We start from the raw sequence: 14,016 nt of genomic DNA on the forward strand, positions 1-14,016 counted from the left end.
AGGGAGCCCACCTTAGCTCCCTAAGATAATCATCAAGCTAATAGTTCTTGTAAGCTCATATATTCAGCTAGAACTTTTCGAGCACTCGCATTCCCCTGAGCCTGCATGCGCTGATAGTGGCTGATATTCTGCCTTAAGTATTCTTGATGATCATCCTTCGCTAAATCCCACATCGACCCACCAACTACAGGGATATCATCTTCGCTTAACGTAGACAGATGGATCGCTTCATAATAGCGTCCCCCATCTTTAACAATTTTCTCGTTAACCAATCCCAAACCAAATGCCTTTGCACCGCAGCGAACTTTATGAAGTTGTCGTACCGGACAGAGAAGAAAGTCGATGTCGCAATCAGGATTATTTTGCAAGACAGCCTGAACCATATCTAGCGTCAGGTCACCACCTACACCAGCAATAATAAGTAGGTGACGATGCTGAATATTCGTAGCATTCTCAGGAAGAGGCAAACGAAGCTGTTGAAGATCTTTACAGTGAACTTGCCAGCGTTCATTTGAATAGTCGCTACTGGTTAAATGTTGCTTGAGTTTGGACGTAATAGATTCCACTACATCCAAAAAGTGCACTTTAGCCTCAGGCTTTGCCTGCAAAACAGCCTGGCCTAAATAACCATGATCACAACAACAATCCCAGATATGCTCATAGTGGCTATCTATCATTCCCAATATTGAATTCAAACGTGAAGAAAGATTCAAACTCTACGTTTCCTGATATCAAAAGCTAATTTTTCAAACAAAAACAGATTTTACCATTGTCTTTTAATGCAAAATCAACAACTATCTGTAGAAGTGTTTGTTGTAATAAAGGCGCCCGTAGGTAAACGCGTTTATGAAACCGTTAAGATTTCCCCTAAGATTCATTCTATTGACGGCTATGCTGTGCGTTTCCGTAGTTCCCATCGCCTTATTTTCCTACTGGACGATTCAGAATGCACTAGAGAAAGAGTTTGATGCTGTTCATGAAAAGCACCTTTTACTTGCGCACAATACTACGGCTGCGCTAGATCGCTATGCCCTTGATGTCAAAGCGGTGTATGACACGAGCGCTCAACTCGCGCAAAACCTTCATTTCCATTCAGAACAGATCTCTTTGATGGAGCAGCTCAACATACTAGCTTTTGCACAATATGATCCTTCAGGGAACCTCATCGAAAGATTCTACGGTCAACCAGCTTTATTACCACATTCTTTATCTGAAATAGGAATGATACCTGCAGATATAAAACCAGAGATTCAATTTTCTAAAATCCATATCTCAGAAAACGCTCCACCTACTATCTATCTTACGTCTGTAGACCCAAAAGCTAATATCTGGATTGCAGCTATCAACCCCAACTACCTATACAACATTCAGAAATCTATTAGCTTTGGCGACAAAGGACATGCTGCAATTGTAGATCAATTTGGCTCAGTGATTGCCCACCCCAATCCATCCTGGGAAAAGGCAGGCAAGAACATAGCTAAAATCAGCATTATAAAGCAAATGATGCGAGGAGAATCTGGAGTAGCCCAGTTTTATTCTCCTGCGATGAATGCCGACATGATCGCTGGCTTTGCGGTCGTACCAACAACCGGCTGGGGAGTAATGATTCCTCAACCAACATCTGAGTTGGAATCAAAACTTAAAGATCTAAAACAAGTCACCCACTTCATAGCCGCTCTCTGCTTTATCATCGTGGCATTATTAAGTTGGTGGATTTCAGGCATTGTTGTGAAACCGGTTAAACGCCTGATCAAGATGACTGAGGACCTTTCGCATCACCAATATCCTCTCCCGTTCAAAAAAGATGACTCGCTAACCAGTATCGAGATAGACACCTTAGTAACTAGCTTTAACACTATGGCCGAGGAAGTAGACCGCGGTCAAAAAGAGCTAGAAAAACGCGTCATTGAACGCACAGAGAAGCTACACAAAGCGGAAAAGCAAGCACGCCACTTAGCATCCCACGATTTAGTCACAGGCCTACCGAATCGAATTGCTATCCGCGCAGATGCTCAAAAACGCATTCATCGAAATGAACCATTCACCCTGCTCTTCATAGACCTAGATGGGTTTAAACCGATCAATGACCAATACGGCCACCAAATGGGCGATCGTTTACTCAAAGCATTCGGAGAAAGACTACGATCAAATTTGAGTGAAAACGACAACATTGCTCGCTATGGAGGCGATGAATTTATCGTGCTTCTGGCTACCGACAGTAAAGAAAGTGCAAAAGAGACCGCAGAACAGTTATTAACCTACATACGCAATCCCTTTGCATTTGGCGAACATAAAGTCAGCATTCAAGCCTGTATTGGTCTAGCACAATCCAAGCCCGATACACGTGATCTAGACCAAATTATCCACGATGCAGACATCGCCATGTACAACGCGAAGAAAGCAGGCAAGAACTGCATCGTTTGTAGTTCAGAGTAAGTAAGCCTGTAATACCTTTTAGGCCTTTGAGACTCCAATTAAGAAACGGGTAGATCCCCTAGGATAGCCTTTGTTTCCATAAACTCTTCGATGCCGTAAAGCCCCCACTCTCGACCGTTGCCCGATTGCTTATAACCACCAAATGGCGCTTTGATATCAACCGGCGCACCATTGAGATGAACCATACCGGTTCTCATTTGAGCTGCTATTGCTTGCGCTCGCGCCAAATCACTTGAATAGACACCACCGGAGAGACCATAAATACTGTTATTAGCGATTGCTACCGCCTCTTCTTCTGAACGATAAGCCATGATGCTAACCACCGGACCAAATATCTCTTCTTGAGCAATGGTCATTTCAGGCGTAACGCCTGCGAATACCGTTGGTTTTACATAACAACCTAATGAACAACCTTCCGGTAAACCTACACCACCGGCAACGAGTTCAGCGCCTTCATCAATCCCCTTTTGAATAAGACCTTGTACACGCTGCCATTGTAATTCTGAGACCACTGGGCCCATTACAGTTTCTTCTGATTGTGGATCACCAACAACGATTGAATCCGCAGTTTTCTTGGCGATCTCGATGGTGTCATTCAAACGAGATTCTGGAACTAATAAGCGCGTTTGAGCATTACAAGACTGGCCTGAGTTACCCATAACCGCTCTTACACAACGAGAAATAACCTTAGAGTAATCAGCATCGTCCAGAACAATAGCAGCGGACTTTCCGCCCAATTCTAAAGAGACCTTTTTTAAGTTTTCCGCAGCAGCAATAGAGACTTGTTTTCCAGCTTCTGTAGATCCCGTAAATGAGATCATATCAATCTTAGGATGAGCGCTCAGCGCAGCACCTACAGCCGGCCCTGTACCATCGATTAAATTGAATACGCCCGAAGGAACACCAGCAGCATGCATGATATCTGCAAAGATATGCGCAGTGCGCGGGGCGATCTCACTAGGTTTTAGTACAACCGTACAACCTGCTGCAATAGCTGGAGCAACTTTGCAGGTGATTTGATTTAACGGCCAATTCCAAGGTGTGATAAGACCGCAAACACCAATCGGTTCTTTAACGATACGGGTCGACCCAATGGCCTCAGTGAAATCATGCTTTTTAAGCAGACTTAAAGCTGCCTTAAAATGCCCTAACCCAGCAGGCACCTGAGCTTGGCGAGATAAACCTAAAGGCGCACCCATCTCTTCTGTTGTCGCCTCGACAAGTGCTTCGGCACGCTTTTCATATTCAGTAATAATACGTTGTAAAAGCGCGGTTCTTTCTTCTTTGGAGGTTTGCGAGAAAGATGGAAAGGCAGCAACAGCTGCTTCGACCGCAAGATCTACGTCATCACTATTGCCAAGACTAATTTGAGAAACAACCTCATTGGTCGCCGGATTAAAAACATCCAAGACGTCATTGCCAGATGACTTAATCCATTCACCATTAATATAGAATTTTTTCAGGTCATTCATATCTCACAATCCTTTCTACCGTCTCTCAAACATAGACTATTCATGCCGAAGCAGGCACAAAAAAAGCCGCGTTTGCGGCTTTTCTTATTAAGGCATTACACACCGATAATCGCTGCGATAAAACCAATCAAACCACCGAAGACACCACCCCAAACAACCAGCCAACCTAAATGCTCACGAATCATCTGCTGTACAATCTCTTTGACCAAACTAGGTGTTAGCTCATCTAATCGCTGCTGAACAATGACTTCAACCTTTTCCTGCATCTCAGCCATAACATCTGGGCTTTCAAGCTCGTCTTTTAATAGAGTGATAAAGTTTTCATCACGTGTCATCTCTTCAATTGAGCTTTTCATCTTTTCCACAAAAGGCTCTCTTAAAGGCTCAAGCGCATCGGTGCCACCCACCATCGCGAGCATACCCCCAAATGGAGAGTTTTGGATAACCTCGATAAGCGAATCAAAGGTCGGAGCAAAATCAACTTTTTCGATTACCGGCGCTAAATGCAGATCAGGCTGTTTGCCATTATCAGCACTGAGAAAACGCTCAATATTCTCTTCAGTAAAAAACTGCTCCATCATTAGTGTTTTGATGCCACGCTTAAAATCTTGAAAACGCGCAGGGATCACACCAGAACCATACAGCCCTGGAACCTTCTCAAACAACATATGTACCGCTAACCAGTTGGTTAACGCGCCAGATAGAGCAAACAAGCCAACGGTCAGTAACACACGATCATCTGTAATAAGACCCGCCGCAAATGCAATAAAGGCAAGCAGATTCGTTAGGAGGCTTTTATTCATCGGTATTCATCTCAAGAAATATTTTTTGGCGATCATATAGGGCTAAGGAGCGGTTTTAAAGCACTAAAACCTTAGATCAATTAGTGCATGATGCCAGTTTTATATTAAGAGTGGGATCTGAAATTGCTGTATCATTATGTGTAGCACTAGGGAACCTACGAATAAGTCTCATACTTTCTCAGTGGGTTATAAAACGACCAAATACGCGAAAGCCAGCACAGTGAAATGTCTAGACCTTTTCAAGTTGGCTGACATTATTGAAGTCATTTTCAGTTATAATCACTGTGATTTTTAAGTAGCCGAGCTAAAGCATGAACCGTAAGAAGAAGATTAAACAGATCCACACCAAGCGAATAAAACAAGCCAAGGCTAAATTAGCGCCCAAAAACAATAAACCGCGCTACGTATCTAAAGCAGATAGAGCAAAGCTTGAAGAAACCTCGGAGACTCCCTCAGAGGTTTAAGCTATTGGCTTAGAAGCTCTCCTTAAACACATGCCAACGATAACGACGAAAACTCTTACCCGCTTCATTCATCATCGCTTTAGGCCCACAAAGATAGCAATCACCGACATCAGCTGTGGAAAATGCTTCTGCCAAAGTCATCCAACAAGGCCGACCGATCTTAATATCCACCCCGCTTAAACCGTCTAGCCATTCGGGTAATTCCACATTTTCACCTTGGGTTAAATAGATCGAGATCTCAGATCGTTCTTTTTCTAACAGCACAGGTTTAAGCCACACAAGGCGATCGATATCTTTCACCACCCAGATCAGTTGAGTATTCGCACAGTATTCTGCATTGAGCCAATGCCAATAAGGGGTGATGCCTATTCCCCCTGCAATCAATAGACGCTTTTTGCTATGACGGCTTTGGCTCGCAGGAGAAGAATAAGGCCCCCTCAGGGACACAATGCACTCTAAATTATCACCAAGTGCCATGAGCTTGCTCGTCCAATCCCCCGCCACATTAATTTTAAGGGTTAACAAACCTTCGTCATAACTGACAATAGAGAACGCATGCCATTCTGTCTTACTCACCTCTGGAATTCGGACTTTGACATAATCCCCTGCATGTATTGTTTGCTTAAAATTTGCGCTGACGACTAGCTTTATCGTTTGCTCATCCAATCGTTTCAGTTCGCCCTTACAATAATGCTGAGCGGATAAACGCTGTACACTCCAGTCCCAAAGCAACAATACCCCAACTGGAGCCAGCCAATACCACTGCGGCACATGAAGTAACAACAAAGGCAGTGACCAATAACCTAATCGATGTAACAATTCAAAGTGGTGGTAAACCCGCTTACGCACTACCGGAATAGAAGTCACACCAATCAATATAAATAGTACAAACAACAGTAAACCTGTGACATTAATCCTAAATTGCCGAGACTGGACGCCGGAATAACTTAAATTTACCACTTCCTCATAAGTCACAAGCGGCAAGGATTGAATAGCATAGGTTTGAGTTGACGTTGTACTGTGACATTTAGTGCAATCATCTTTCATGATCGGACGAATCTGTTCATGAAACATCATTTCGGTGCGACCTGCTTTCACCCAATGATCAACAATATCGATCGACTCATCCTCAGTCACAAACTCATACATCGTGCTCCGCATAGATCGCACGAGATCTGATTCTGTTCCTAACAACGCATCAGTGAATGGAATATCCAGCGTAGTGTAATACTGCAGTTGGCTAGCGCCATGCCCCAAGGTAAAGATAACCAACAGATAACCTATCCATCGGTGCAAGCGCTTTTCATTTAAAATTTGATAACGTGCCCAACGACTAGAGCGAGCCCTTCTGAGCAAACTATTTAAAACAGGAAGCCACAATAAACAGAGGAAAACGAGTAACACTGCAGCGCAGGAATGACTAATACGTAACCAAATATTGGTGGTCTCATTCGACTCATACTCAAAGCCCTCTACAAATTCGTACCCTACCAAAAGAATTACTGCGACAAGCAGCACAGTAGAAAGTAAAAATGCTGGGCGATGCAGTCTAGAAAACAACATCTCTATAAAACGGGAGATAAGCATAGGAAGATCGATTCAGCAGGCAGAACGAACTGGTTTTACTCAACCCAGCTCGCTCAATCCTATTCTGACTTACTTAGAGAAATTCAGGCGTAGCGCCTTTTTATGGAAAATGTGATTGATTTGAGCGTTATCAAAAACCGTCACACCAAATAGATATTGCTTACCAAGATCAGAAAACTGTACATCCTGAATTTTCGACTTTGGATGCTCAGTCACTAACTTACGCTTGATCTCCAATGTCCAGAAGCCATCTTTCCATTCACCCCGTGCTTGCAGATCACCACGTGAACCTTCAGCAGCTTGCGCCACAATACCGCCGATTACAGCGCCAGGTTCAAATTTATCGACAAACGGCACTTTGTTATCAGACATTACCCAGTATTTTGCTAGCGGGTCTGCTTTTGCTGGCATCCATGCAGGCGCAGTTTTATCTTTGTTTATGTTATTTTTGTAACCACCACCTGTTTTCTCATCACTGTTGCGTCCCCACCCCTTATTTTCATTACGGAAATGGTTCACATACTGATCATCAACTTGATAAACCGGGTTACTACGCGCACTCTTCCAGTGCCAAATATCGATTGTCTCATCAGGAGAGCGAGTGAAGTGGCGGCCTGCAGAGGTATCTTTAATATCATCAACCATGCCATCTTCAGCTACGTGACAAGAACGATCACAGCCTTTTTTCGCAAAACCTTTTTCAGAGATATTCCAGAAGAATGCGAACTTATCTTCATAGTAAGTATTACCATGACCAGTAGAGTCTAAGTTCTTAAGCTGTTTCCAGCTTCCATCGTCCTGTTTCACCCAAGGGAAGCGCTCCAAACTCAGCGTTGGATCGTTCCAACGTACGTGCATGTATAGGTATTCATCATCGTACATCGCACGTAATTCAACATCGCTTTCTTTAATCCCCTCATACCCGTTGTTTGGCTCATAAGGCAGTTCATCAACGGTAACGTGTAGCGGCTCAGTAATATTCCAAGCCTCTTCCGTCAATCCATCAATGGCTACAGCCCCCTGAATTCGCTTAGCCATCAAGGTGTTATCAGCAGCATAGACTCCATGACTGAACATAGCAGCCATTGTTATTAGCGTGATTTTTTTCACTTTTTATTACTCTTCCATAAATACAAATACAAATGAGAATGCTTATTATATTAAATATAAATTTAATTTAAACGCTTGTTTGACTGTATTTAAGGATTTTATTTATTAGCAATACACCTCTCTGACTAAAAAAGATCTGATCAACAACCGAAACTGGCACACTTAGCAATCTGCTGATAACATTAATACTGTATATATAAACAGTATTAATTATGTTGCGCTTTATTCCTATCTATTCCAGCGCCGGTATCAGCGGTTTTGAATCACCTGCAGCTGAATATACCGAGCTAGCACTTTCACTCGATCAGCTACTCATTGATCACCCCCATGCAACCTACCTAGGCTTTGTTGAAGGTAGCTCTATGCGTGGTGTGGGGATATTCCCTAATGACCTACTTGTCGTTTCGCGAGCCGAAACAGTGAAGGAAGGCGATGTAATCGTCGCCACATTAAATGGCAACTTCGTCTGTAAAATTGCCAGTATCAAAGAGAGAAAACTTCTCTCTTCTGCTCCCGGCCACAAGCCCTATCAACTATGCGAACAGGATGATTTTTCTATCGAGGGGGTGGTTACACGTTCTATTCGATTATTTCGCCCGTTAAAGAAGGGACTTAATTAGGATGTACGCCCTGATCGATGCTTCCGGAATGTACGCTTCATGCGAAAAAATATTTGACCCCACAATCCGAAAACGCCCTGTTGTCGTCCTAAGCAATAATGATGGCTGTATTGTCGCAACCTGCCCTATTGCTAAAAAAATGGGCGTCCCAAAATTTGGCCCCTATTTCAAAATCAAAGATCAACTAGACAGAGCAGGCGTAGTTGCCAGATCCAGCAACTACGAACTTTATGCCGATATATCCTCACGTATGATGGAGCTCTGCGCCTCCTTTGCCCCAGAACAACACATCTACTCCATAGATGAATGTTTTTTACGCTTTGACCACTACATACCACCTGAAGGCTGGCATGAACTAGGTATGAAAATCAGAAGAAAGGTTTGGAAGGAAGTAAGGCTCCCCGTAGGCGTTGGCTTTGGCCCAACCCCAACCTTAGCAAAAGCAGCTAATCACGCGAGTAAAAAACTACCTGGTTTCAGCGGTGTGGCCGTTATCGATAACGATCAAATCAGAAAGCAGATTCTGCAACAGATGGAAATTAGGGATGTTTGGGGTGTAGGACGACGTATAGGCGAGCGACTAAACCTTCTCGGCGTCAAAACGGCTTGGCAACTAGCACAAACGAAACCCGCGTTGATGAAAAAGCACTTTTCCATCTTAATCGCTAATACAGCAGAAGAACTCAATGGCTTAACAAGAGTAAGCTGGGACGATGTTCGATCACCCAAAAAACAGATTTACTCCACACGCTCTTTTGGGCAACGCATCACAGGACTCACTGACCTAAAACAGGCGCTTGCTACACACGCAACCATCGCCGCACAAAAACTAAGGGCCCAAGAGAGTGCTACCAGCAATATCATTGTCTTTGCACACAACTCTATCCACGATAAGGAATCATTTTTTAAACGCTCTGCATTCCACCAATTTGCCACTCCCACCTGCGACACCGCAGTCATAGTAAAAGTAACAAGCCAACTGGCTGAGCAGATATACCAAGCAGGAATTAGATACTACAAAGCCGGAATAGGCCTGTTAGAAATATCTACTGCAACACCTTATCAGCCAGATATTTTCACCCCTTCCGCTGACCAACCTGAACTTATGAAATGCCTAGATCAAATCAATTCAAAATACGGCAGAGATACTCTTCACTTAGCCCGCCAAGGTATACAACAAAACTTTAAGATGAAACGAGAGCTTCTATCTCCCAGATACACTACGCGAATAGAAGATATTCCAATTATCAGGTGTTCAGAATAAAGGCGCAATCTAGGAATTAACTGTATAAAAATAACAGGTATCCATACCCTTAAAATTGACTACCAGCATAAGCATTACCATCTGACATAAACTAAGCAATGCTTATGCAAAACCGCTTCTTACCTAAACCTGCAACATACAAATAATCTAGGAAAGCTTCCAAACATTAATTATTGGAGCTATTCATCACAGATCGACGCACCAAATAAATAACACCAGCAGCTATAACAAATGATGCTAATAGATGGTCCGGTTCTGTCATAAAGTGAACGATACCGCTCATCACACTAGCCTGCTCTGAGCCATCATGAGCCATAGCTGGCAAAGTAGTTAATAATGCCGCCGTTGCAGCTAGTTTAGTCATTAAATTTTTCATATCTTTTACCTCTTAAAGCATCAGATTAACTGCTTAAACGACAGCCTTAGCTGGCGGTAGTTCTTTCGCTTCCAACATACCTTCAGTGATGATGAATTGGATAATATCATCTAGCCCTTTAGCCTGTTTCAGGTTAGAAAATACAAACGGACGATCGCCGCGCATCTTAGTGGCATCCTGATCCATCACATCAAGGGACGCACCTACCAATGGTGCAAGATCGATTTTATTGATAATAAGCAGGTCTGATTTAGTGATCCCTGGACCTCCTTTACGTGGAATTTTGTCACCTGCAGAGACGTCAATCACGTAAATGGTCAGATCAGACAGCTCAGGACTGAATGTGGCGCTTAAGTTATCACCACCGCTTTCAACAAATACTACGTCCAGTTCACCGTGACGATCTACTAACTGATCGATGGCGGCGAGGTTCATTGATGCATCTTCTCGAATGGCAGTGTGAGGGCAGCCTCCAGTTTCTACCCCGATAATACGGTCGGCATCGAGTACTTCATGACGGGTAAGGAATTTTGCATCTTCTTGGGTATAGATATCATTGGTCACTACAGCAATATCATAGTAATGGCGCATAGCAGCACATAAAGAGCGAAGCAGTGCTGTTTTTCCTGATCCTACCGGACCACCTACTCCTACGCGCAGTGTTTGTTTTGGTTTAGTCATTAATGTTACCTCCTGTTACTCCGCGATTAAGTACATAATCTTATGAGCGGAATAAACGTGAATACTGTTGTTCGTGCAGAGCGCTGGCAATTGCTAATGCAGGCAGCCCTGCTCCGATCTGATCTTCTTCTATGGTTTCAGCCGCACTGATTGCTTCACTGATCACCGGCTGAAGTTCACCTAATAAAATCTGTGATTGTGTCTGACCTAAAGGTACAAGTTTGGTCGCTGCAGCAACCTGATTTTCTAACCATGCCCAGCTGAACCCGAGCATGGCAGTTTCTGTATTTATCCCCCAATTTACTGCTGCAATCGCAAACAGAGAGACAAAGCTAACATCCTCGGCTTTAGGGCCGTGTTCAAAAGGTTGTGGCACTTCTAGGCTGTTCAGCAGACGTACCAGAGCTTCGCCCATAGCGGTATCGGTTAAGCGCAGTTCTTTGGTTTCGCGGCAGGCTAGGATCAGATCATTCAGCCTCAGGATCTCAGCTGTATCCTGCACTTGCGCTGCCTGCATCAACAGTCTTAATAACGGTAGATCTACCTGGGCCACAGAGTGTAAAAGTTGCATCTCTAGCCAGTCGTAGACCTGAGCCTGTTTGCGCAACCAGCCGCAATCGATGGCGTATTCCAGCCCTTGAGAGAAGGAATAGCCACCTACCGGCAGGCTAACGCTACTCAGCTGTAACAACCGAATCAGGCTACTATCAGTGGTGGTGATGTCCATGGCTGTAAGCTCCAGATTCAGGGACAAAAACCGCTTCTTCGTGACTGACCACTAAGCCCAACTGCACCAGCATCTCTTCCAGAACATGATCCGGTTTGATGCGTAACCAACGCTCACCCACTTCAATTTTGGTATGACGGTTACCCAAGTGGTAACAGGCGCGAGCAAAGGTGTGCCAATCGTCGCAAGAAGCGTGAGCAACCTCCTCTTCTGCGCCTTCCACTTTCACATAGCGACCACAGGTGGTTTTAAGATATTCACCCACCAGCAACGGCTTACCACGATCCAAAAATACACGTACCTCTTCACCGTTTTCACTGGTCAGGCGCAAACGACCACGATCACGCTGTTCATGATTCAGTACCACGACACTGTCGATCTGTTCGTGACAGTGGGTTCCCAGACGCTCATAAACTTCCAACATAACGTTTCCTTAACCCCCTCTCTTAAAACAAGGTATAAAGCTGTGCCAATGGCAGCTCTTCAGCCGGTTCACAGGTCAGTAATTCTCCATCCGCACGTACCTCATAGGTTTGCGGATCAACAGTAATTTCAGGCATCCAATCATTCAGTATCATGTCGGACTTAGTGATATTACGGGTGTTTTTACAAGCCACTAAACGGCGCTTCAGCCCCAGCTCTTCACCAACGTTGTTATCTAACGCAGCCTGACTGACAAAGGTCACAGAGGTTTTCGCAGGAGCACCACCGAAAGAACCAAACATCGGACGATAGTGCACCGGCTGTGGCGTTGGGATCGAAGCATTAGGATCACCCATAGGCGCAGCTGCAATCATTCCGCCTTTGATGATCATTGAAGGCTTAACGCCAAAGAAGGCCGGTTTCCACAACACCAAATCAGCCAGTTTTCCCTCTTCGATCGAACCGATCTCATGGGAAACACCGTGGGTAATCGCCGGGTTGATGGTGTACTTGGCGATGTAACGTTTAGCACGGAAGTTATCAGCCCCAATCTCTTTATCTTCATCCAACAAACCGAACTGGCTTTTCATCTTGTGCGCAGTCTGCCAAGTACGTGTTACTACTTCACCAACACGCCCCATCGCCTGAGAATCAGAGGAGATCATGCTGAAGGCACCGCGGTCGTGGAAGATATCTTCCGCCGCAATCGTCTCTTTACGGATACGGGAATCAGCAAAGGCGACATCTTCAGGGATATTGCTATCCAGATGGTGACAAACCATCAACATATCCAGATGCTCGTCCACAGTGTTATGCGTGTAAGGACGGGTTGGGTTAGTTGAAGATGGCATCACATTGGGATATGCACAGGCACGAATAATATCCGGTGCATGTCCCCCCCCCGCCCCTTCGGTATGGTAGGTATGGATTACACGGTTTTTAAAAGCACCGATGGTGTCATCAACAAAACCAGATTCGTTCAGGGTGTCTGTGTGGATTGCCACCTGAACATCGTATTTCTCTGCCACGCTAAGGCAGCAATCAATCGAAGCAGGCGTGGTGCCCCAGTCTTCATGCAGTTTAAGACCACAAGCGCCGGCATTGATCTGTTCTTCCAAAGCATCCGGCAGACTGGCGTTACCTTTACCCAAGAAGCCTAAATTCATCGGCATATCATCGGTCGCCTGTAACATTTTGCCCATATACCAGGGACCAGGTGTACAGGTTGTCGCATTAGTTCCGGTAGCCGGCCCGGTACCACCACCAATCATAGTTGTAACACCAGACATCAATGCTTCTTCAATCTGCTGAGGGCAGATAAAGTGAATGTGGGCATCAATACCACCCGCTGTAAGGATAGAACCTTCACCGGCGATAACTTCTGTACCGGGACCAATCACTATGTCGACGTTATCCTGCACATCCGGGTTTCCGGCTTTACCAATCTTGGCGATACGCCCCTCTTTCACACCGACATCAGCTTTAATTATTCCCCAATAATCCAGAATTAAAGCATTGGTGATCACCAGATCCATGGCTATTTCGTTGGTGCACTGACTTTGGCCCATGCCATCACGAATTACTTTGCCGCCGCCAAATTTCACTTCATCACCGTAAACGGTGTGATCTTTCTCTACCTGAATCCATAGCTCAGTATCACCCAAGCGCACACGATCGCCTGTCGTCGGACCGAACATCTGTGCATAACTACTACGCTCCATCTCAGCCATTACACACCTCCTTCTTCAGCAACAGGCCCCATCACATCACCACGGAAGCCATAAATAGTTTTGCTACCGGCGTACTCCACCAACTCCACTTCTCGACCCTGACCCGGTTCAAAACGAACCGCTGTACCGGATGCGATATTCAAGCGATAACCTTTAGTCGCTTCACGATCAAAGTTAAGCGCGGGATTCACCTCATAAAAGTGGTAATGGGAACCGACCTGGACCGGACGATCACCACTATTTTCTACACGCAGGCGCTGGGTTTTACGACCAGCATTTAATTCGATACGGCCTTCGGCAGCCTGAATCTCCCCTGGAATCAT

Annotated in this window: 15 protein-coding genes; 4 read left to right on the plus strand and 11 right to left on the minus strand. The window is 44.8% G+C overall.

The features are described from left to right. Positions 1-32 precede the first annotated feature (32 nt). Positions 33-713, minus strand: a complete 681-nt coding sequence (locus ACMXYV_RS11720; protein WP_415888669.1) for an SAM-dependent methyltransferase — start codon at positions 711-713, stop codon at positions 33-35. Between the two features lie 133 nt (positions 714-846). Here ACMXYV_RS11720 and ACMXYV_RS11725 point away from each other — a divergent pair, with 133 nt between their 5' ends. Beyond that, positions 847-2,436, plus strand: coding sequence for a diguanylate cyclase domain-containing protein (locus ACMXYV_RS11725; protein WP_415888670.1), 1,590 nt, complete (start codon positions 847-849; stop codon positions 2,434-2,436). Positions 2,437-2,474: 38 nt separating this feature from the next. On the opposite strand, the gene ACMXYV_RS11730 is transcribed toward ACMXYV_RS11725, so the two are convergent. Next, complete coding sequence (locus ACMXYV_RS11730; protein WP_415888671.1) at positions 2,475-3,908, minus strand: aldehyde dehydrogenase family protein; 1,434 nt, start codon at positions 3,906-3,908, stop codon at positions 2,475-2,477. 95 nt (positions 3,909-4,003) lie between these two features. Continuing rightward, positions 4,004-4,711 carry a DUF445 domain-containing protein gene (locus ACMXYV_RS11735; RefSeq protein WP_415885221.1) on the minus strand — a complete coding sequence of 236 codons (708 nt, stop codon included), beginning with the start codon at positions 4,709-4,711 and terminating at the stop codon, positions 4,004-4,006. A 311-nt stretch (positions 4,712-5,022) separates the two neighbouring features. Between ACMXYV_RS11735 and ACMXYV_RS11740 the strand changes: the two genes are divergently transcribed. After that, a complete protein-coding gene (locus ACMXYV_RS11740; RefSeq protein ID WP_415888672.1) occupies positions 5,023-5,175 on the plus strand; it encodes a DUF2986 domain-containing protein in 153 nt (50 codons plus the stop codon). Positions 5,176-5,184: 9 nt separating this feature from the next. On the opposite strand, the gene ACMXYV_RS11745 is transcribed toward ACMXYV_RS11740, so the two are convergent. Further along, on the minus strand, positions 5,185-6,762 hold the full coding sequence (locus ACMXYV_RS11745) for an NADPH oxidase family protein (RefSeq protein WP_415888673.1): 1,578 nt from the start codon (positions 6,760-6,762) through the stop codon (positions 5,185-5,187). A gap of 69 nt (positions 6,763-6,831) precedes the next feature. Then, positions 6,832-7,872, minus strand: coding sequence for an ethylbenzene dehydrogenase-related protein (locus ACMXYV_RS11750; protein ID WP_415888674.1), 1,041 nt, complete (start codon positions 7,870-7,872; stop codon positions 6,832-6,834). A gap of 212 nt (positions 7,873-8,084) precedes the next feature. On the opposite strand from ACMXYV_RS11750, the gene ACMXYV_RS11755 reads away from it, so the two are divergent. After that, entirely contained in the window at positions 8,085-8,492 is a 408-nt protein-coding gene (locus ACMXYV_RS11755) for a LexA family protein (RefSeq protein WP_415888675.1), read from the plus strand. Position 8,493: 1 nt separating this feature from the next. Continuing rightward, the gene (locus ACMXYV_RS11760) at positions 8,494-9,756 is read left to right on the plus strand and encodes a Y-family DNA polymerase (protein ID WP_415888676.1); all 1,263 of its coding nucleotides are present in this window, start codon (positions 8,494-8,496) and stop codon (positions 9,754-9,756) included. 166 nt (positions 9,757-9,922) lie between these two features. On the opposite strand, the gene ACMXYV_RS11765 is transcribed toward ACMXYV_RS11760, so the two are convergent. Genes ACMXYV_RS11765 through ACMXYV_RS11790 form a run of 6 tightly spaced genes read right to left on the minus strand, consistent with a single transcriptional unit; the run spans position 9,923 to position 14,016 of the window. Then, on the minus strand, positions 9,923-10,120 hold the full coding sequence (locus ACMXYV_RS11765; protein ID WP_415888677.1) for a HupE/UreJ family protein: 198 nt from the start codon (positions 10,118-10,120) through the stop codon (positions 9,923-9,925). 45 nt (positions 10,121-10,165) lie between these two features. Then, a complete protein-coding gene (gene ureG, locus ACMXYV_RS11770; protein ID WP_415888678.1) occupies positions 10,166-10,813 on the minus strand; it encodes an urease accessory protein UreG in 648 nt (215 codons plus the stop codon). Between the two features lie 40 nt (positions 10,814-10,853). Beyond that, positions 10,854-11,540 (minus strand): urease accessory protein UreF, encoded by a 687-nt coding sequence (locus ACMXYV_RS11775; protein ID WP_415888679.1) that lies wholly within the window; start codon positions 11,538-11,540, stop codon positions 10,854-10,856. Next, positions 11,521-11,964 carry an urease accessory protein UreE gene (gene ureE / locus ACMXYV_RS11780; protein ID WP_415888680.1) on the minus strand — a complete coding sequence of 148 codons (444 nt, stop codon included), beginning with the start codon at positions 11,962-11,964 and terminating at the stop codon, positions 11,521-11,523. The genes ACMXYV_RS11775 and ureE overlap by 20 nt, the downstream gene beginning before the upstream one ends. 22 nt (positions 11,965-11,986) lie before the next feature. Next, complete coding sequence (gene ureC, locus ACMXYV_RS11785) at positions 11,987-13,693, minus strand: urease subunit alpha (protein WP_415888681.1); 1,707 nt, start codon at positions 13,691-13,693, stop codon at positions 11,987-11,989. Further along, positions 13,693-14,016, minus strand: coding sequence for an urease subunit beta (locus ACMXYV_RS11790; RefSeq protein WP_415888682.1), 324 nt, complete (start codon positions 14,014-14,016; stop codon positions 13,693-13,695). The genes ureC and ACMXYV_RS11790 overlap by 1 nt, the downstream gene beginning before the upstream one ends.

Origin of the sequence: Neptuniibacter sp. SY11_33 (genome assembly GCF_047778025.1) — a bacterium.
Taxonomy (GTDB): domain Bacteria; phylum Pseudomonadota; class Gammaproteobacteria; order Pseudomonadales; family Balneatricaceae; genus Neptuniibacter.

Excerpts from the sequence above, each read along its gene's own strand:
- ACMXYV_RS11725 (WP_415888670.1), top strand. The coding sequence starts at position 847 with ATGAAACCGTTAAGATTTCCCCTAAGATTCATTCTATTGACGGCTATG.
- ACMXYV_RS11730 (WP_415888671.1), bottom strand. The coding sequence starts at position 3,908 with ATGAATGACCTGAAAAAATTCTATATTAATGGTGAATGGATTAAGTCA.
- ACMXYV_RS11735 (WP_415885221.1), bottom strand. The coding sequence starts at position 4,711 with ATGAATAAAAGCCTCCTAACGAATCTGCTTGCCTTTATTGCATTTGCG.
- ACMXYV_RS11740 (WP_415888672.1), top strand. The coding sequence starts at position 5,023 with ATGAACCGTAAGAAGAAGATTAAACAGATCCACACCAAGCGAATAAAA.
- ACMXYV_RS11745 (WP_415888673.1), bottom strand. The coding sequence starts at position 6,762 with ATGCTTATCTCCCGTTTTATAGAGATGTTGTTTTCTAGACTGCATCGC.
- ACMXYV_RS11755 (WP_415888675.1), top strand. The coding sequence starts at position 8,085 with ATGTTGCGCTTTATTCCTATCTATTCCAGCGCCGGTATCAGCGGTTTT.
- ACMXYV_RS11760 (WP_415888676.1), top strand. The coding sequence starts at position 8,494 with ATGTACGCCCTGATCGATGCTTCCGGAATGTACGCTTCATGCGAAAAA.
- ACMXYV_RS11765 (WP_415888677.1), bottom strand. The coding sequence starts at position 10,120 with ATGACTAAACTAGCTGCAACGGCGGCATTATTAACTACTTTGCCAGCT.
- ureG (WP_415888678.1), bottom strand. The coding sequence starts at position 10,813 with ATGACTAAACCAAAACAAACACTGCGCGTAGGAGTAGGTGGTCCGGTA.
- ACMXYV_RS11775 (WP_415888679.1), bottom strand. The coding sequence starts at position 11,540 with ATGGACATCACCACCACTGATAGTAGCCTGATTCGGTTGTTACAGCTG.
- ureE (WP_415888680.1), bottom strand. The coding sequence starts at position 11,964 with ATGTTGGAAGTTTATGAGCGTCTGGGAACCCACTGTCACGAACAGATC.
- ureC (WP_415888681.1), bottom strand. The coding sequence starts at position 13,693 with ATGGCTGAGATGGAGCGTAGTAGTTATGCACAGATGTTCGGTCCGACG.
- ACMXYV_RS11790 (WP_415888682.1), bottom strand. The coding sequence starts at position 14,016 with ATGATTCCAGGGGAGATTCAGGCTGCCGAAGGCCGTATCGAATTAAAT.